The organism is Halomonas sp. FeN2 (assembly GCF_020595105.1).
Classification (GTDB): domain Bacteria; phylum Pseudomonadota; class Gammaproteobacteria; order Pseudomonadales; family Halomonadaceae; genus Vreelandella; species Vreelandella neptunia.
Genome location: NZ_CP074200.1, coordinates 1,959,164 through 1,978,929 on the forward strand (window position 1 = coordinate 1,959,164; position 19,766 = coordinate 1,978,929).

Annotated in this window: 13 protein-coding genes; 2 read left to right on the forward strand and 11 right to left on the reverse strand. The window is 60.1% G+C overall.

The window, feature by feature from the left end:
* Positions 1–76: 76 nt before the first annotated feature.
* The 5 genes from KF947_RS08990 to fdhA all read right to left on the reverse strand — a co-directional run bounded on the left by KF947_RS08990 (position 77) and on the right by fdhA (position 8,616).
* Complete coding sequence (locus tag KF947_RS08990) at positions 77–1,186, reverse strand: extracellular solute-binding protein (protein WP_133732022.1); 1,110 nt, start codon at positions 1,184–1,186, stop codon at positions 77–79.
* A 79-nt stretch (positions 1,187–1,265) separates the two neighbouring features.
* Positions 1,266–2,405: an ABC transporter ATP-binding protein gene (locus KF947_RS08995; protein ID WP_133732021.1), complete on the reverse strand. Its 1,140-nt coding sequence runs from the start codon at positions 2,403–2,405 to the stop codon at positions 1,266–1,268.
* A 288-nt stretch (positions 2,406–2,693) separates the two neighbouring features.
* Positions 2,694–5,528, reverse strand: a complete 2,835-nt coding sequence (gene fdhF / locus KF947_RS09000) for a formate dehydrogenase subunit alpha (RefSeq protein ID WP_223288555.1) — start codon at positions 5,526–5,528, stop codon at positions 2,694–2,696.
* A gap of 11 nt (positions 5,529–5,539) precedes the next feature.
* Positions 5,540–7,258: an NAD(P)H-dependent oxidoreductase subunit E gene (locus KF947_RS09005; RefSeq protein ID WP_133732019.1), complete on the reverse strand. Its 1,719-nt coding sequence runs from the start codon at positions 7,256–7,258 to the stop codon at positions 5,540–5,542.
* 167 nt (positions 7,259–7,425) lie between these two features.
* Entirely contained in the window at positions 7,426–8,616 is a 1,191-nt protein-coding gene (fdhA, locus tag KF947_RS09010; protein ID WP_133732018.1) for a formaldehyde dehydrogenase, glutathione-independent, read from the reverse strand.
* A 243-nt stretch (positions 8,617–8,859) separates the two neighbouring features.
* On the opposite strand from fdhA, the gene KF947_RS09015 reads away from it, so the two are divergent.
* Together KF947_RS09015 and KF947_RS09020 are read left to right on the forward strand one after the other, a co-directional pair.
* Positions 8,860–10,440: a BCCT family transporter gene (locus KF947_RS09015; protein WP_227406019.1), complete on the forward strand. Its 1,581-nt coding sequence runs from the start codon at positions 8,860–8,862 to the stop codon at positions 10,438–10,440.
* A gap of 64 nt (positions 10,441–10,504) precedes the next feature.
* On the forward strand, positions 10,505–11,392 hold the full coding sequence (locus KF947_RS09020) for a DMT family transporter (protein WP_227406020.1): 888 nt from the start codon (positions 10,505–10,507) through the stop codon (positions 11,390–11,392).
* Positions 11,393–11,453: 61 nt separating this feature from the next.
* On the opposite strand, the gene KF947_RS09025 is transcribed toward KF947_RS09020, so the two are convergent.
* From KF947_RS09025 to KF947_RS09050, 6 genes are all read right to left on the reverse strand, one after another.
* Positions 11,454–12,275: an electron transfer flavoprotein subunit beta gene (locus KF947_RS09025; protein ID WP_223288558.1), complete on the reverse strand. Its 822-nt coding sequence runs from the start codon at positions 12,273–12,275 to the stop codon at positions 11,454–11,456.
* The gene (locus KF947_RS09030; protein WP_227406021.1) at positions 12,265–13,545 is read right to left on the reverse strand and encodes an electron transfer flavoprotein subunit alpha/FixB family protein; all 1,281 of its coding nucleotides are present in this window, start codon (positions 13,543–13,545) and stop codon (positions 12,265–12,267) included. The genes KF947_RS09025 and KF947_RS09030 overlap by 11 nt, the downstream gene beginning before the upstream one ends.
* Positions 13,542–15,545: a (Fe-S)-binding protein gene (locus KF947_RS09035; protein WP_227406022.1), complete on the reverse strand. Its 2,004-nt coding sequence runs from the start codon at positions 15,543–15,545 to the stop codon at positions 13,542–13,544. Before KF947_RS09035 ends, KF947_RS09030 begins: the two co-directional genes overlap by 4 nt.
* A gap of 209 nt (positions 15,546–15,754) precedes the next feature.
* Positions 15,755–17,827: a dimethylglycine demethylation protein DgcA gene (gene dgcA / locus KF947_RS09040; protein ID WP_227406023.1), complete on the reverse strand. Its 2,073-nt coding sequence runs from the start codon at positions 17,825–17,827 to the stop codon at positions 15,755–15,757.
* A 23-nt stretch (positions 17,828–17,850) separates the two neighbouring features.
* Positions 17,851–18,396, reverse strand: a complete 546-nt coding sequence (locus tag KF947_RS09045; protein ID WP_133732011.1) for a DUF5943 domain-containing protein — start codon at positions 18,394–18,396, stop codon at positions 17,851–17,853.
* Positions 18,397–18,627: 231 nt separating this feature from the next.
* Positions 18,628–19,605 (reverse strand): dipeptidase, encoded by a 978-nt coding sequence (locus KF947_RS09050; protein WP_009286052.1) that lies wholly within the window; start codon positions 19,603–19,605, stop codon positions 18,628–18,630.
* Between the last annotated feature and the right edge of the window lie 161 nt (positions 19,606–19,766).

A 19,766-nucleotide genomic window follows, 5' to 3' on the forward strand; every position in this document is an offset into this window, starting at 1 on the left:
CAGGCGAAAGAAGCGACCAGCAACGGTCGGCTATCGGCAGGCCGCCGCCCGATGGTCACCGGGCGGCGGCAGCGCCTTACTGGGACAGCCAGGCGTTGAAGCGCTGGGTCAGCTCATCGTTGTAGTCGGCCCAGAACAGGTCGTCTTTCTGCAGTGCCGTTTCGAAGTTCGGCCCGTAGGTCGGCATGTGCGGCGTCATCTCGATACCGGTTTCGGCATGGGTGGACACCAGCTCAGAGGAAGACTTGCGCGCCGGGCCATAGGAGATGTACTGAGCCTGATCAGCAAGGCGCTGGGTATCGGTGGCGAAATGCAGGTAATCCTTCACCTTGTCGAGCTTGCCGGTGGGCACAACCCAGCCATCCAGCTCGAACACCTGCGCATCCCAAATGATCTCAAAGGGCTGGTCTTCGGTGACCATGGCATTGAAGATACGGCCATTGTAGGCAGAGGCAAAGGCGACTTCCTGATCGGCTAGCAGCTGAGGCGGTTGGGCACCCTCTTCCCACCAGATGACTTCATCCTTGATGGTATCCAGCTTGGCGAAGGCACGCTGCACGCCTTCTTCGGTCTCAAGCATGGCGTAGACCTCATCACGATCGACGCCATCGGCGATCAAGGCCCATTCCATGTTGTTGATCGGCTTGCGCAGCAGGGCCCGCTTGCCGGGATAGTTTTCCAGGTCGAAGACATCCTCGATGGTGCTGGGCTGATCGTCCTCGGGGAACATCTCGCTGTTGAAGGCGACGATATTGGAATAGACGATAGAGGCCACGAAGCAGTCACCCAAGGCACCGTCGACGAAGTCCTCGCTGGGCGGCGTGCCATCCGGCGCGTCGGCCAGCAGTTCATCATGGTCGAGCGGCTCGATAAGACCTTCGGCACAGGCGATCATGGCATCGGCGGGGAGCATGTCGACCAGATCCCAGGTCACGTTGCCGGCCTGGGATTGCGCGCGCAGTCCGGCCAGGGCATTACCGCTGCGGTCGATATTGACGATCTCGTCGCCGGTCTTCTCCATCCACGGCTTATCGTAGGCCTCGTGCTGGCTCATGCTGTAAGCACCGCCCCAGGACACAATGTTGAGCGTCTGCTGGGCATGGGCGCTGACCGCCACGGCCAGTGCCGAGACCCCCAGGGCAGCGACACCTGTCTTGACAATGCGATTGCTGATGTTGATTTTCATAATAATTCTCCGTTTATTGTTGCCATCGCCGCCGACACCATGAGGTGCCGATAAACGGCGTACTTGACTGCCGTCCTGCTCATGCATCCAGCGCGCGGCAATCGGAACTCGACCAGCCAACCTGAATGTGCTGGCCAGGACGCATAACGCCAAACCCTTGGGCATTGGGCGTCTTGAGAATAAATTCATCATTGCCGCACACCGAAAGGCGCGTGCGCAGGTGGTCGCCAAGGTAGATGACCTCTTGCACCGTGGCGGTGAACTGGTTATCGAATTGCTCTTCGGCGTCGTTGCGCATAATGCTGACCCGCTCGGGACGCAGCGATAGCGTCGTCCGCGAGCCCACGCCGCTCACCGCCACCGGTTTAGCAATCACGGTGTCGCCGCTGTCGAGTCGCACCTTGCAATTATCGCCGATGCGCTCGATGACCTCGCCAACCAGCCGATTGTTCTCACCGATGAAATACGCCACGAAGGCATTTTCCGGTCGTTCGTAGAGTTCATCCGGTGAGGCCAACTGCTGCACAATGCCGTCGTTGAAGACCGCTATGCGGTCGGACATGGTCAGTGCCTCGGTCTGGTCGTGGGTGACGTAGATCATGGTCACCCCGAGGCGGGCGTGAATGCGCTTGATCTCGTACTGCATCTCTTCGCGAAGATTCTTGTCCAGCGCGCCCAGCGGCTCATCCATCAACACCAGCTCAGGCTCGAACACCAACGCCCTGGCCAATGCCACGCGCTGCTGCTGGCCGCCGGAGAGCTGCGCAGGGCGGCGGTCACCAAACTCTTCAAGGCGCACCATGGCCAGTGCATTGGCGACTTTTTCCTTGATCTCCGCCTTGCTGAGGTGGCGCACCTCGAGCGGGAAAGCAAGGTTCTCGGCCACCGTCATGTGCGGGAACAGCGCATAGTTTTGAAAGACCATGCCAATGCCGCGCTTGTGCGGCGGCAAGCCACTGATCGGCTCGTCTTTGAGCAGAATCTCGCCGTGGGTAGGGGTTTCGAAGCCTGCCATCATCATCAGGCAGGTGGTCTTTCCGGAGCCCGAAGGCCCCAGCAGGGTGACGAATTCACCCTTTCGGATATCAAGATTGAAGTCCTTGACGACCAGTTCGACACCGTCATAGCTCTTCTGGACATTGACGAAGCGGGCAAAACTCGACGGCTCTTCCGTGGTTGCCGCACTCGCCTCCCCAGCGTCTGCAAGGGTCTCGTTCATGCACATTCCCCGTTAAAAGTTCCGTTGCGCCAAGGTCAGTGCGCGACTCCACATACCTGCCCCACGCACCCTTTGGAACTCTGTTGATTTATATTTTTTTACTAATGCTTGGTAACGACCATAAGGCGAGATTACATCGCATTACAATTTTTGAGGGGACAATTAGCGTTGAATATCAACCTGTCACAAGCGCAGCAACGTCAACTAGGGAAGCGGTTTGACCATGCCTGGAAATAAAAATGCCCATGGAATCTTCCTCCATGGGCAGGGGTGGGGAGTCGTGATCGATCAGGCCACGTCCGAGCGGCTCAGTCGGCAGGCGGCGTACTTGAACTCGGGAATTTTCCCGAACGGATCCAGCGCCGGATTGGTGAGTAGATTCGCCGCCGCTTCGCCGTAACAGAAGGGCACGAAAACCATGCCTTCGGGCATTCCCGGGTCGGTTCTCGCCTTGAGGGTGATGGATCCTCGCCGGGTGGCAATGGTCAGATCATCGCCCGGGGCGATACCCAGTCGGATAAACTCAGCGGGCGCCAGGCTCGCCACGGCTTCCGGCTCCAGGTCATCGAGCACTTTGGCACGGCGGGTCATGGAACCCGTGTGCCAGTGCTCCAGCTGGCGACCGGTGGTCAGCACCGTAGGATAGTCGTTATCTACCGGCTCATCCGGTGGCAGCGGGCGCGTAGGCGCGAACTTCGCACGACCACTGACGGTTGGGAAGGCCTCGCTGAAGACCACGTCGTGCCCAGGTGCGTCCTCCGCTGGGCAGGGATAGGTCACCGACTGCTCGCGCTCCAAACGCTCCCAGGAAATATGGTCGAGAGAGGCCATGCCTTGTTTCATCTCGGCGAAGACGTCCCGTGGATGCTGGTAATTCCAGTCCAGGCCAAAGCGTTTGGCGATTTCCTGGATAATCCACCAGTCCGGCTTGGCCTGGCCCGGTAGCGGCAACGCCGCACGTCCCATCTGCACTTGCCGATTGGTGTTGGTGACGGTGCCGTTTTTCTCAGGCCAGGCGGATGCAGGCAGGATGACATCGGCAAACTGGGCAGTCTCCGTGACAAACAGATCCTGCACCACCAGATGTTCCAGCTTGGCCAGGGCGGCCCGGGCATGGGCCAGATCCGGGTCGGACATCGCCGGGTTTTCGCCCTGGATATACATGCCGCGAATGGTGCCCGCGGTGATGGCATCCATGATTTCCACCACGGTGAGACCCGGCGTGGGATCCAGTTTGGTATTCCACAGCTCTTCGAACGCCGCACGAACCTGATCATCATTGACCGGCTGGTAGTCGGGCATGACCATGGGAATCAGGCCGGCATCAGAAGCCCCTTGAACGTTGTTCTGCCCCCGCAAAGGGTGCAGGCCGGTGCCAGGGCGACCGGTCTGGCCGCAGGCCAAGGCCAGCGAGATCAGGCAGCGGGCGTTATCGGTACCGTGGGTGTGCTGGGAAATGCCCATGCCCCAGAAAATCATTGCCCGCTCGGCGTTGGCATATAGCCTGGCCACTTCGCGAATGGTCTCGGGCTCAACGCCGCACAGGCCGCTCATCGCTTCGGGGGTCATGTCCACAGTATGCGTCTTCAATGCCTCAAAGCCTTCGGTATGCTCGGCGATATAGGCCGTGTCATAAAGCTCTTCGCTGATGATCACATTGAGAATGGCATTAAACAGCGCCACATCGGCGCCGGGTGAAAAGCGCACGCTCAGGTGGGCATAGGCATCCAGCGACTGACCACGGGGGTCGAGAATCACTATCTTGGTACCGCGTTTGGCGGCCTGTTTAAAGAAGGTGGCCGCCACCGGATGGTTTACCGCGGGATTACAGCCGGTAAGAATCACCACGTCGGCCTGGCTGGCCTGCATAAAGGAGGCGGTTACCGAGCCTGAACCAATACACTCCATGAGTGCCGCCACGGAGCTTGCGTGGCATAAGCGGGTACAGTGATCCACATGGTTGGAGCCAAAGCCGGTACGCACCAGCTTCTGGAACAGCCACGCCTCTTCGTTGGAACACTTGGCGCTGCCGAACCCCGCCAGGGCATCAGGGCCATGGGCCGCTTTAAGGTTCACAAGCCCGCTGGCGGCAGCCTCCAGGGCTTCGTCCCAGCTCGCCTCGCGGAAATGCGTCAAGGGCTTGGCTGGGTCGAAGTCCGGGTCGATTCCTTTTGCGACACCCTCGCGACGAATCAGCGGAGTAACAAGCCGGGATGGATGGCGCGGATAGTCATAGCCGAAGCGGCCTTTAACGCATAGCCGGTTCTCGTTAGAGGGGCCGTCGCGGCCCTCCACATAAAGGATCTCATCGTCCTTGATATGGTAGGTGAGCTGACAGCCAACCCCGCAGTAGGGGCATACCGAGTCGACCTTACGGTCGGCGACGGCAGAATCGCCGTGGCCCGCCTGATCGACCAGGGTAGCGGGCATCAGGGCGCCGGTGGGGCAGGCCTGAACGCACTCGCCACAGGCCACGCAGGTGCTATCCCCCATAGGGTCGTCGAAATCAAACACGATCTTGGACGCCGCCCCCCGGTGAGCCAAGCCAATCACGTCGTTAACCTGTACTTCGCGACAGGCGCGCACACACAGGTTGCACTCGATGCAGGCGTCAAGATTGACGCGCATGGCCGAGTGGCTGCTGTCCTGCGCCATGCTATCCGCCCGGGACGCCACATGGTGCACGGTGGGCGCCTCACGCTCTTCGCGCCTGGGCAGCTTGCGGCGCACCGCCGTGGCATCAATGGCGAGCTGGTCAGCCATGGCCCAGAAATGGCTTGAGCTGTCGGGGCTCGCTTCCCGCTCGGGCTGATCGACCACCAGCATTTCCATGACCATCTTGCGAGCGGTGTGCGCGCGTTCGGAGTTGGCGCTCTTGACCACCATACCGGGGGCCGCTTCGCGCAGACAGCTGGCGGCTAACGCCCGCTCGCCCTCGATTTCCACCATACAGGCGCGGCAGTTGCCGTCGGCGCGGTAGCCGCTGGCATCCTTGAAGCACAGGTGGGGAATGGTCTCGCCGGCGCGCTTGGCTACCTGCCAGAGGCTTTCACCGGGGTAAGCGCTGATTTCAACGCCGTCCAGCGTCAGGGTAAAGCGGTTGTTTGCGTTCTGTTCGCTCATGCTGGCCTCCTTTATCCCTTGACGATGACGTTCTGGGCGGCAAGTTCGCCGCGAAAATCCTTGAGCAGCCCCAGCACCGGGTTAGGCGCCGCCTGGCCGAGCCCGCAAATGGAGGCATCGATCATTACCTGGGAAAGCTGCGTCATCAGCCCAGCATCCCATTCGTTGCGCTCAAGCAGGGAGAGCATTTTTTCCGTGCCCACCCGGCAGGGTGTGCATTGCCCACAGGACTCGTCAGCGAAGAACGCCAGCAGATTGGTCGCGACCCCGCGCAGATCGTCCTGATCGGAGAGTACGATTACCGCCGCGGAACCGATAAAACAGCCGTGCTCCTGAAGGGTGTCAAAGTCGAGGGGGATATTGGCCTTGGCCGCCGGCAGAATGCCACCCGAGGCACCGCCGGGCAGATACGCCGCTAGTCGGTGGCCGTCAGCCATGCCGCCACAATACTCGTCAACCAATTCGCTGAGCGTAATCCCCGCAGGCGCTAAATACACGCCTGGGCGCTTAACCCGGCCCGACACCGAGAAACTGCGCAGCCCTACGCGGCCGTGGCGCCCCTGACTGGAGAAAGCCTCAGCGCCGCGCTGCCAGATCATCGGGATCCAGTAGACGGTCTCGACGTTATTGACCAGCGTTGGGCGGTCAAAGAGCCCCTTCTGAGCCACAAACGGAGGACGATGGCGGGGCTTGCCCGGCTTGCCTTCCAGGGACTCGATCATCGCCGACTCTTCGCCGCAGATATAAGCCCCCGCGCCGCGGCGCAGCACGATGTAACCCGGCGTCACCAGGCCCGCGGCTTCAAGCTCGCCAATCGCCTCGCGCACCACGCTATGTAACGCTGGGTACTCATCGCGTAGGTAGATATACAGCGCCTCGGCGTCTACCGCCCAGGCACTGACCAAGGCCCCTTCAAGAAACTGGTGCGGTGAGCGCTCCAGGTAATAGCGATCCTTGAAGGTACCGGGCTCGCCTTCGTCGGCGTTGATAGCGCAGTAGCGGGGGCCGGCCTCCTGGCGCACGAAATACCATTTTTTGAAGGTAGGGAAACCCGCGCCCCCCAAGCCGCGCAGATTGGCCTGCTGCATCGCTTCCATCAACGCTTCTACTGTAACGCTGCCGTCGCGACAGGCCTGGAGCAACGCCATACCGCCCTCGCGGCGATAGTCATCCAATCGCTGCCAGTCGACGGGATCCGGGTGAAAGTGGCCCTTTTCGATCACCGACGCGATCTGCGCCTGGGTGGCGAACGGCACATGGTGGTGGCCTACTTCGACTACCGGCGCCGTGTCGCAGCGCCCCATGCAGGGCGCCCTCAACACCCGTACCTGCTCGATATCCACGTTCGCTTCAAGCTGTGCCTTAAGCGCCTCAGCACCGGCCAACTGGCAGGTGAGGGAGTCGCAAACGCGAATGGTCACTGCCGGCGGCGGCAGCTGATCGTCGTGGACGACGTCAAAGTGGGCATAGAAAGTGGCCGTTTCGTAGACGGTCGCCATGGGCAAGTTCATGTAAGCCGCCAGGGCTCGCAAATCCGCCAGCAGTAGATGGCCTCGGGTGTCCTGAATGTTGTGTAAATGTTCAATGAGTAGGTCGCGGCGGCGCAGCGTGGCGTTCTGTCGTTCGTCGCCCAGCAGTTCACGCAACCCCTCAAGAAGACTGGGATCGAGATCACGGCCGCGGGGCTTGCCGCGAAAGCGGCGCTTGGGGGTCACGGTCTGGACGGTCATGGGGTACTCATTATTATCTTGATCGGTTTTATACCGAATGAACAAAAACGGCACCCCGCGGGGCGCCGTCTAGGGTCGCACTAACCTGCCCTAAGCCAGGGGTCAGGGCTTGTTACTCAGGCCTTGTTGCTCAGTACTTACTTACGCAGTACTTCTTAAATAAGCTATTAAGCCACGCTGCCATGGGGGTCAATGACGAATTTCTTAGCAGCGCCGCCATCGAAGTCGGCATAGCCCTGGGGTGCCTGATCCAGAGTAATCATCTGGACATTCACCGCATCGGCAATATTGACCTTGCCAAACAGGATTGCCTGCATCAACGGACGATGGTACTTCATCACCGGGCACTGTCCAGTATGGAAGCTGTGAGACTTGGCCCAACCCAGACCAAAGCGCATGCTCAGAGACCCCTGCTTAGCGGCCTCATCCTCCGCACCTGGGTCTTCGGTCACATAGAGGCCCGGAATGCCGATCTGCCCACCCGCGCGGGTCAAAGACATCGCTGAATTGAGTACCGTGGCGGGCGCTTCCTTACCGTGATTGCAGCCACAGGCGTGAGCCTCGAAGCCGACGCAGTCGACAAAGGCATCGACCTCACGCTCGCCGAGGATCACCTCGATCTTGTCGGCCATATCGCCGTCCTGGGTCAGGTCGATGGTCTCACAACCAAAGCTGCGCGCCTGGGCCAGACGCTCTTCGACCATATCGCCGACGATCACACAGGCCGCCCCCAGCAGCTGAGCGGAAACCGCAGCCGCCAGACCTACGGGGCCAGCACCGGCAATATAGACAGTGCTGCCGGGGCCAACACCGGCAGTCACGCAGCCGTGGAACCCCGTGGGGAAGATATCGGAGAGCAGGGTCAGATCCTTGATCTTCTCCATGGCCTGATCGGCATCCGGGAACTTCAGCAGGTTAAAGTCGGCATAGGGAACCATGACATATTCGGTCTGGCCGCCTACCCAGCCGCCCATATCCACGTAGCCGTAGGCGGCGCCAGGACGGGCGGGATTGACGTTGAGGCAGATACCGGTGCGGCCTTCTTTACAGTTGCGGCAGCGACCGCAGGCAATGTTGAACGGCACAGAAACCAGGTCGCCGGGTTGAATAAACTCGACGTCGCGACCGCACTCGACGACCAGGCCGGTGATTTCGTGACCAAGCACCAGGCCCGATGGTGCAGTAGTGCGGCCGCGTACCATATGCTGGTCGCTGCCACAGATGTTAGTGGTAACTACCTTGAGAATCACGCCGTGATCGCACTTGCGATTGCCGAGGGCGAGTTCAGGATAGGCAATGGACTCAACGGCGACCTCTCCCGGCCCCTTGTAGACCACTCCGCGGTTGGCTGCATTCATGGCTGGCTCCTGTGGCTTATTGTTCTGTTCATGATGGTTGATTGCGCTATCCCACCCTATCCCCTCCGCGCCTTGGGACTTACCCCAAAAAGGCACTCACATATCTATTCAAGACATCCTAGCCAAGATGAATAGATAGAGGTCGCTTTCACGACACTCCCCTTTTGCGACAGGCCCAACAATTCATAGCGTCGGCAATGTAATGCAACGCCGACATCTAACAAGAGCCACCAAGGAAACCCAATGAAAAACAATGACGACCCGGTTCTGTCGCCTGGACAGGACAATACCCAGATATTGGGGTTGGACTTTCATAACCCCGTTTTTCCGCTTTCCGCTCTAGCCATCTTACTGTTTATTATCTACGCGCTGGTCTATCCAGATGCTGCTAATACTCACCTAGGGCTTGCCAAAAACTGGTCGATCGAACACTTCGACTGGCTGTTTATGATTGCTGGCAATATTTTTGTGGTCTTTTGCCTTGTACTGATCTGCCTGCCACTCGGGCGGATTCGACTAGGCGGCAAAGATGCAAAGCCGGAATACTCGCGCACCTCCTGGTTTGCCATGCTGTTTGCGGCGGGCATGGGCATCGGTTTGATGTTCTGGAGCGTTGCTGAGCCCGTAGCCTACTACACCGACTGGTATGGAACGCCCTTGAATGTACCGGCTGGGACGCCGGAGGGCGCCAGCGCCGCCATGGGGGCGACGATGTTCCACTGGGGTCTGCACCCCTGGGCCATTTATGGCGTGGTGGCACTCTCGCTGGCCTTCTTTTCCTATAACAAGGGCTTGCCGCTGACGCTTCGCTCCGCTTTCTACCCCATCCTAGGCGAGCGAACGCGTGGCTGGGCAGGTCATATCATCGATATTCTTGCCGTACTGGCCACCATTTTTGGCTTGGCTACCTCACTCGGGTTTGGCGCTACCCAGGCAGCTGGCGGCCTCGCCTATCTGTTCGATGTCCCTAATACCATCGGTACCCAGCTGGCAATTATCGTGGTGGTCACGGTAATTGCGCTGATCTCGGTATGGCGGGGTATCGACGGTGGCGTTAAGCTGTTCTCGAATATCAACATGGTCATCGCGGCGGCGCTGCTGCTGTTTGTGGTTGTGGCGGGGCCGACCCTGATGATTCTGACGGGAATTGGCACCACGGCGCTGGACTACGTGAGCCACCTGCTGCCGCTGTCGAACTGGATTGGCCGCGAGGACGACACCTGGTACCACGGCTGGACCGTCTTCTATTGGGCTTGGTGGATCTCCTGGTCTCCGTTCGTCGGCATGTTCATTGCCCGCGTTTCCCGGGGACGCACGGTGCGTGAGTTCCTGATCGCGGTGCTGCTGGTACCCACAGTGGTCACTCTGGTGTGGATGAGCGCCTTTGGCGGCACGGCACTTTTCCAGGCTGCAAACGGCGTAGGAGAACTGGCTAACGGCATTGGCGACGTTTCGCTTGCCATGTTCCATATGCTGGAACAGCTGCCCCTGACCAGCATCACGTCGACGCTGGCGATTATTCTGGTGCTGGTGTTCTTTATTACCTCGTCAGACTCCGGCTCGCTGGTCATCGACAACATCACCGCAGGTGGCAAGACCGATGCTCCCAAGAGCCAGCGGGTATTCTGGGCAACACTTGAAGGCGTGATTGCCGGCGTGCTGCTGTATGGCGGCGGAAGCACCGCACTTAGCGCACTGCAGGCGGGCGCAGTGGCTACGGGACTGCCCTTTACGTTGGTTCTCTTGCTGATGTGTTTCAGCCTCTACAAAGGGCTTCACAAGGAGTGGCAGCAGATCAACGCGGTGCCCAAAATCGCTAGCTAATCAACTCTAAACCGCCCGCCTATTCGGCGGGCGGTTTTCTTTTGTGTCAACCGGGAGTAAGACAATGCAGTCAAGCCCTTACCAGCGCGGTCTGCTCATGGTGGTTCTGGGCGTCGTGTTTCTCAGCTTTGACGGTTTGCTGATCCGCCTAGCGCGCGCCGACGGTTGGACCATCGTGTTCTGGCGCGGTTTATTGATGTTCTGCGTGCTGGGACTTTTATGCTGGGCGGGCAAACGGCTGGTGACACTGAGCAGCAACCCGTTCTCCTCACTGGCATCGGCGCTGCTGCTGGGCCTGATATCCAGCCTGTTTGTGCTGGCGGTCATGAACGCCAACGTGGCCAATGTGGTGGTAATCCTAAGTACAGCGCCGCTGTTTGCCGCGCTGTTTTCACGGATTTTCCTGGGCGAAAAAGTCGCGCTGCGAACCCTGGTGGCCATTGCTGTCTGCATGCTGGGCATGGGTTTGGTGTTTATGGGCGAGGGGGCCATGGGGATGCTGGTAGGTAATCTTTATGCCTTGGCGGCCGCGGCAGCTATCGGCGGCAACCTGACCCTGCTGCGCCGCTATCCAGCGATTGATCCTATGACGGTGATTGCCGGTGGTGGGTTGCTCTCGGCGGCGGTTGCCCTGCCCATGGCCTCGCCGCTGGAGCTGGATGCCCAGCGTTATGGCGTAATGGCGCTGATGGGGCTGGTGCAGATGCCCTTGGCCACGGTGCTGATCAACAGCGCCACCCGCTACCTGCCGTCTACTGAGGTGGCGCTGTTTTATTTGGTCGAAACCGCATTGGGCACGCTGTGGGTGTGGTGGTTGTTAGCGGAGACACCCACGACCTCGACACTACTCGGTGGTGGTGTGGTTATCCTGGTGCTGGTAGTGCATGCCTGGATAGGCTTGCGTCTGGAAAGGCAGCGCCTGCGGCTTTATCCGGGCTTTACCGGTCAATAGAAAAACCCACCTGAAAAAGGTGGGCTTGAGTGATGGTTAGCGGCGTGATGCACAGGCTGGTTCAGCGCAGCACATCCTCTTCCTTGAGCAGCTTGTAGATCGCCTCGGCGCCCTGTTCGGGGGTAACGTCGGTGAGCACCTGCCCGCCTTTGCCCTCCGACTTGGAAGCTGCCGCCTTGAAGCGATCCCTGGCTGACGCAGCTTTAACGATTTTCAGACGCTTAGGCCGTTTACGTGCAGGGGCCAGATGCCACTGGGCCAGCTCGCTGTCGGCTTCGGAGGTAGTGGTCGTGATCGCAAAGGTGGCCCGGCGCGCCGGGCCGAAGGCACTCTGGCGCGCCACCGGCGCTGCCTCATCCACGCTAATGATGGCGGGCAGGCGCACCTTGAGACGGCGACGCTGACCCCTTGGCAACGCCTGAAGCAGCGTTACCACGCCATTTTCCACCTTTTCTACCGACGCCAAACTATTAACCAATGGCCAACCGAGATGCTCTGCTAACGCATAGGGCAAAAGCCCAGAGCCTTCACCGCGCTCTGCCCGGGCGCCGGTGATCACGAGCTGAGGCGAGGTAGCGGCTAAATGTTCTACCAGGGGCAGAATGGCATCGCTGCCCTCGGGCTGTTCGAGCAGGGTCATGGACTCGAGCCCCATGCCCAGGTAGCCGCGCAGAGCCGCTTCGCTGCTATCGTCCTGGGAACCCGCGTGGAGCATGCTGATCCGGGTGCCCGGCAGCTCGGCCTCTATGGCCAGCGCAAGCTCCAGGCCCCGTGCGTCCTGTTCAGCACGCCTCGCACGGCCGGTGGTAGGGTGACGGCCGATGGAGACCAGCACCGCCACGTCGATTCCCTGTTGTTGCTTTTGGTGTAGATCAGGCTGCATCGCGCTGCCCTCCCCGCTGCTGTTCCACCATGGCCACTAGCGCGGCCAGAATTTGCGTGCTGTCACCAATCACCGCCAGGTCGGCACGCTTGATGATGTCGCACCCCGGATCGAGATTGATCGCCACCACCTTGTCGCAGCGCTGAATGCCCTGCAGGTGCTGGATAGCGCCTGAAATACCCACCGCCATATAAACTCGGGCGGTTACCCAGGTGCCGGTAGCGCCCACCTGGCGATCGCGGGCCATAAAGCCGTCGTCTACCGCGACACGCGAGGCCCCTTCGGTAGCGCCGAGGACTTTCGCAGCATGGTGGAAGGCGTCCCACTGCTTGACGCCGTTGCCACCGGAGAGGATGAACTCAGCCTCGGCCAGCGCCACGCCGGCGGGATCCACCGCCACCTGTCCCAGGTCTTCAATGCGCGATAGAGTGGTGGGAATTGACGCTGTCAGAGTCAGGTGCTCGGCCGCATGCCGGGTCTCATCCACCGGTTCGGCGCACTCGGCCAGCGCCAGGGCAACCCGCGGCAGAGGGCGCTGGATATCCAGGCTCCCAGCGCCGCCACGGGCCGTACAGCGCCAACCCAAAGAGGCCTCATTATCCGCTTCCACCTGCCACACCCCAGTGGCAGCGCGTTCACCCAGACGTAAGGCAAGCCGCCGCCCCAGATCGGCTCCGCCCAGGGGTGAGTCTGGCAATAGCCAGAAGCGCGGCGTCATCTCCCGCTCGACGGCGCTTAAAGCCGCCAGACGCGCTTCAGGCGCAAACCCTGCGTAAAACTCATCATCAAGATGCACGACGCGATCGATACCGGCTTCGCCCAGCGCTTCTTCCTTATGCTCACCAAACAGGATCGCCACCACGGCGCCGGGCTGTTCGGCGTCGGCATCCGCCACGCGCCGGGCCAGGCCCAGCAGATCCTTGTCATGCCCGGAGAGACGCCCGCCGGTCAGGTCGGGCACCACGGCCACCAGGAAGGCGGGCTGATCAATGGTCACCGTGCGGCGGCTATCGCGGGCCGCCGTGGTGGCCGCGGTGGCCTGCCCCCCTTGCTGGAGGCCACTACGATCAATCCGTTTGACGCCATTGGGGCCGATAAAGCCGACGGCACGAGGATCTTTGCGCACCACGCCGCTGGGGCCCATCCATTCGCTGACCGCTCCGCCGGCCCTGTTTACACCCAGGGCGGCCAGCACGGCGGCGTTGTCGGGGTGCAGACGGTTTCGGGCGATCCACTCACGACGTGGGTCGCGGCGAATAATTTCACTCATACGATCACCTCTTCAGCAGTCGTCGATGCAGTGGTGCGGCGGGATGCGCCGGACACATCGTCAGCGGAACGCTCAACCAGCGCATCGGCCACCAGTTCGGCGATATCGCGCACTTCGGCGCTGGCATCCACCACGCCTTCCAGCATGGCGGTACACTGCGGGCAGCCCACCGCCACCAGCTCAGCACCGCTCTCCTTGACATCGTTCATGCGCATATCGGGAATCCGCCGTTCACCGGGAATATCGGTAATCGGTGCCCCGCCGCCACCGCCGCAGCAGCGCGAGCGGAAGCCGGAGCGTTCCATCTCCTTGACCTCGATGCCCAGCGCCTTAAGCACGTTACGGGGGGCATCAAATTCACCGTTATAGCGCCCCAGGTAACACGGGTCGTGATAGGTAACGCTGCCACCTTTCCAAGGGGCAAAGGTCAACCGACCAGCATCAAATAGTTCGGCGATAAAGGTACTATGGTGACGTACCTCGTAATGTCCGCCTAGCTCTCCATACTCATTGCCCAGCACATGAAAGCTGTGGGGATCGCAGGTAACAATCTGCAGGAAGCGATACTTGGCCAGGGTGTCAATATTGCGCTTCGCCAGGGATTGGAACGTCGCCTCATCGCCCAGACGCCGGGCCACGTCGCCGCTATCGCGCTCTTCGGTACCCAACACCGCGAAATCGACTTCAGCGGCGCGCAGCACTTTGACCAGTGCGCGCAAGGTGCGCTGGTTGCGCATATCAAAGGCGCCATCCCCTAGCCACAGCAGCACATCGACCTGCTTAATATCTGACATGAGCGGTAGGTTAAGATCCGCCGCCCAGTTGAGTCGCGAGCCAGGATCGAAACCACCGGGATTGTCGGTGGCGATCAAATTGTCGAGCACCTCGGCACCTTTATTGGGCGTTTTGCCGCGCTCCAGGGTCAGGTGGCGGCGCATATCGACAATCGCATCCACGTGTTCGATCATCATCGGACACTCTTCCACGCAGGCGCGGCAGGTCGTACACGACCAGAGCGTATCGGCGTCGACCAACGCTTTTCCTTCCAGCGCCACGATGGGCCCATGAGGAGAGCCTGCGTGCTCACCTACCGGCTTGCCAGGGTAAGGGGAACCGGCATAGGCGGCATCGCTGCCCCCGGCCATACCCACCACCATGTCCTGGATCAGCTTCTTGGGGTTGAGCGGCTGACCGGCGGCAAATGCCGGGCACACCGCCTCGCAGCGACCGCACTGCACGCAGGCGTCGAAGCCCAACAGCTGGTTCCAGGTAAAGTCGGCGGGCTTTTCCACGCCTAGAGGCGCCGCTTCATCCTCAAGGTTGAGCGCCTTGAGGCCCGTTGAGCGGCCAGCGCCGCCTTTTTTCGTGGAGAAGCGCTCGGCGCGGCGATGGAAAGCGAGATGCAGGGCACCGGCAAAGGCGTGCTTCATAGGCCCGCCCCAGGTCATGCCAAAAAACATTTCCCCCAGACCCCAGGCCACGACGCCCGCTAATACCAGCGCCAGCAGCCAACTACTGCTCCCTTCCAGCAAACCTTCGGGCAGCAGACCTACCGTGGGCAGCGTGATCAGGAAGACGCCTATCGAGAACGCCATCAGACTCTTGGGCAGGCGCATCCAGGGGCCCTTGGAGAGCCGAGCAGGAGGGTTAAGCCGCCGCCGTGCCACGAAGAGGCTACCAACGAACATGGAGGCGCTCGCCAGTAGCAGTAATCCGCCTAGCAATGGGTTGGCGATCCCCAGACCGTGCACCAGGATCATCAGCACGGCGGCGGCCACGAAGCCACCGGCGGTGGCCACGTGGGTGTTGGAGATCATTTTGTCGCGCCCCACCACATGGTGCAGATCCACCAAATAGCGGCGTGGCAGGGCCACCAATCCCTTGAACAGGTTCACCCGCGATGGGCGCCCCTGACGCCACAGGCGTATACGGCGTACAGCGCCGATTACTGCCAGGGCCAGGGCAGTAAAAATCAGTATCGGCAAGAGCGTTTCGAGCATGGTGCTCACCTCATCTTTGTTGGCTTTGGCGGCGGCGCTGCTCCGGCGGCAGACCTACGCGAGGGCGCTGTAAACCCATCCCTGGGCGCTACTTTTGCCATCTGACCGCCATGGATGGCGGAAATGCCGTAAACGTATGGAACTGTTTTACGGCCCTGGCAAAAGACCCTCGCTACGGCCTGCCCCCGGCGCCCCGGCTCTCGCTCAGGTCAAAAGTCCTTGCAGATTCGCAAGGCATCGTAGATGGCCGCATGGGTATTACGCGGTGCCGTGCAGTCGCCTAGTCGGAACAGCAGGAAACCATCTCCTGACTCGCTCAGACAAGGCTGCGGCTGGATTGCATAGAGTGCTTCCAGATCCACCTGCCCTCTGTTGCGGGACTGCTCTTTGAGGGCGTAGTAGAGCGCTTCATCAGGGCGCACGCCGTTCTCGACCACTACCTGATCAACCACGCGCTCTTCCAAAGCCCCGGTGTACTCATTTTCGAGCACCGCCACCAGGCCATCGCCCTCGCGGTAAACCTTATGCAGCATCAGGTCGGAGGACATGATCACCTCCTTCTCGTAGAGGCTGCGGTAGTAGGTGGGGAAGGTGGTACCGCCCACCGCCGCGCCGGGCTTGATATCGTCGGTGACGATCTCCACCTTGGCGCCCTTATCGGCGAGAAAATCCGCCGCCGAGACGCCGGAGAATTCGCAAATGGCGTCATAAATCAGCACGTTCTTACCTGGCGCCACTTTGCCTGAGAGAATATCCCAGGTGCTGACCACCAGGCTCTCCTCGGCATTCTCCGAGTAGCCCCACTCTGGGTGCTGGCTAAGGAAGGGCTGGCCACCGGTGGCAAGCACCACGATATCCGGGCGCAGATCGAGCAGCGTCGCCTCATCGGCGCGGGTGCCCAGACGCAGGTCGACTTTCAGCCGCGCCAGTTCTAGCTGGTACCAGCGGGTGATACCAGCGATCTGATCGCGCTGTGGGGCCTGGGCGGCAATCGTGATCTGCCCGCCCAAGGCGTCAGCGGCCTCAAACAGAGTGACATCGTGACCGCGTTCAGCGGCTACCCTAGCTGCCTCCATACCGCCGGGGCCACCGCCTACTACGACGACTTTGCGTTTGGCGCCCTCGGTTTTCTCAATGATGTGGGGCAGGCCCATGTATTCACGGGATGTCGCGGCGTTTTGAATGCACAGTACGTCAAGCCCCTGGTACTGGCGGTCGATGCAGTAGTTAGCGCCCACGCACTGCTTGATCTGATCAATCTGGCCCATCTTGATCTTGGCGATCAGGTGAGGGTCGGCAATATGTGCTCGGGTCATGCCCACCAGGTCGACGTAGCCCCCTTCGAGGATACGCTGGGCCTGATTGGGGTCTTTAATGTTCTGGGCGTGGATCACCGGGACGTTCACCACTTCCTTGATCCCCGCCGCCAGGTGTAGGAAAGGCTCCGGCGGGTAGGACATATTAGGGATAACGTTGGCCAGGGTGTTGTGAGTGTCGCAGCCAGAACCGATAACGCCGAAGAAGTCCACCATACCGGTGGCATCGTAGTAGGCGGCGATCTGCTTCATATCGTCGTGAGAAAGACCGTCTGGGTGGAACTCGTCGCCGCAAATGCGCATGCCGACACAGAAGTCGTCGCCCACTTCAGCACGTACGGCTTTAAGCACTTCCATACCGAAGCGCATACGGTTCTCGAAGCTACCGCCCCACTCGTCCTCACGTTTGTTGACCCGTGGGCTCCAGAACTGATCGATCAAATGCTGGTGCACGGCAGAGAGCTCAACACCGTCGAGGCCCCCTTCCTTAGCCCGGCGTGCGGCCTGGGCAAAGTCGCCGACAATACGCCAGATCTCTTCTTCCTCAATGGTCTTACAGGTCGAGCGGTGCACCGGCTCACGGATACCGGAGGGTGATACCAGGGTCGACCAGTCGAAACCGTCCCAGCGGGAGCGGCGCCCCATATGGGTAATCTGGATCATGATCTTGCCGCCATGCTTATGCACGGCATCGGCCAAATTCTGGAAGTGCGGAATAATGCGATCAGTAGACAGGTTTACCGAGCTCCACCAGCCCTGAGGGCTATCGATGGAGACCACCGATGAGCCACCACAAATACACAGGCCACAACCACCTTTGGCCTTCTCCTCGTAGTACCTGACGTAGCGCTCAGTAGTCATACCGCCGTCGGTGGCATGCACCTCGGCGTGAGCGGTGCTGACCACACGGTTGCGGATAGTCAGCTTACCGATCTCGATCGGCTCGAAAATTGCGTCGAATGCCATGTTTGTCTCTCCTCGTACCCCAGTTAGCGGGCAGCGTCGGTCAGCGGCTGGACGGCGAAGATGCCTACATCACAGCCAGGTTCGGCTGCACTCTGCGTCTGCTCAGCAACGGTACGCAGTGAACTTCCGCGGGCAGCGAGGATTTGATCCATGGCACCGGCGAACCAACCGGTGAACATGTACTCTTCCTTGTTCCCGGTTTTGCCAAGCTGGTAAACAAAAGCGCTGTGCTCAAGTCGTACTTGAGCAGTGCCCGAGTCGAGATCAATCTGTTCAGTAATGAATAGCCCCCAACCGCGCTGGGAAAGGCGGGTCATGTAGTGCTCAAATACCGCCTCTCCGCTAATGTCGTGTAGCTCGGCCTCTTTCTCACACCAGTGCCAGGCGCTCTTGTAGCCTGCGTGATAAAGAATTTCGGCATACTTCTCAGCACCTAGCGCCTCTTCTACGGCTACGTGGTTATTGATAAAGAAGTGCCGTGGCACATAGAGCATAGGCAGAGCATCGGTCGTCCAAACACCTGTTTCGCTATCCACTTCGATGGGCAGTGCGGGGGCCAGTTTGGTCACGGTTGTATTCCTCAAATCTTGCTGATTGTTATGAAGTAGCTAAGCAGCCGTTCTGCAAGGGAAGCGGCACCGGGGATAGGCCGTAGAGGGGGTCTTTTGCCATGGATGGCAAAAGTAGCGTCCAGGGAGGGATTCACAGCGCCCCCTCGTAGGCCTATCGCCGGTAAAGCCGCGTGTCAGGGCACTATGCGGCTTTACCTCTGGCGCCCGTCCCTTGCTATGGCGGTATCCTCAGGCGCCCCACACATCCTTGAGTACGCGCACCCAGTTCTCTCCCATGATCTTGCGCACTTGGGTCTCACTTAAGCCGCGCTTGAGGAGTGCCTCGGTGAGATTGGGGAACTCCCCAATGGTGCGGATTCCTTTGGGATTGATGATCTTGCCAAAGTCAGTGAGGCGACGGGCGTAGCCCTTGTCGTGGGTCAGCCACTCGAAAAACTCTTGACCATGCCCTTGGGTGAAATCGGTACCGATGCCGATAGCGTCCTCACCGACGATATTCATGACGTACTCGATCGCCTCGCAGTAGTCTTCGATGGTTGAGTCGATGCCCTTTTTGAGGAACGGCGCAAACATGGTGACACCAACAAAACCGCCGTGGTCGGCTATGAACTTCAGCTCTTGATCGGATTTGTTGCGCGGATGCTCTTTGAGGCCGGAGGGCAGGCAGTGGGAGTAGCAAACTGGCTTTTTGGACTCAAGAATGACCTCTTCAGAGGTCTTGGCACCGACGTGAGAAAGGTCGCACATGATGCCAACCCGGTTCATCTCGGCAACGATTTCGCGGCCGAAGCCAGACAGGCCGCCGTCACGCTCGTAGCAGCCGGTCCCCACCAGATTCTGGGTGTTGTAGCACATCTGTACGATACCCACGCCCAGCTGTTTGAAGATCTCAACGTAGCCAATTTGGTCTTCAAAGGCATGGGCATTCTGAAAGCCGAAGATGATGCCGGTTTTGCCCTCTTCTTTGGCGCGAGTGATGTCAGCGGTGGTGCGAACAGGGCGCACCAGGTCACTACACTCCGCCATCAACTGGTTGGACTTGACGATATTATCGACCGTGGCCTGAAATCCCTCCCAAACGGAGACAGTGCAGTTAGCCGCAGTAAGACCGCCGCGACGCATGTCCTCAAGCAGCTCTCGGTTCCATTTGGCGATGATCAGACCATCAATGACAATGGCGTCATTGTGCAGTTCAGAGGGGGTCATAGCTAAGCTCCAACATTGGTTAATGTAGCGAGCATAGCGCTGACGTTGGATTGGACTGCTCTTGGAAACGACGGCGGAAATTCCAAAAGCGTCATAGTGTCGTGAACACGACCACTACCCACGCACCCGCTATCCTTTGTAGAGGAGGAGGAGTACTTTAG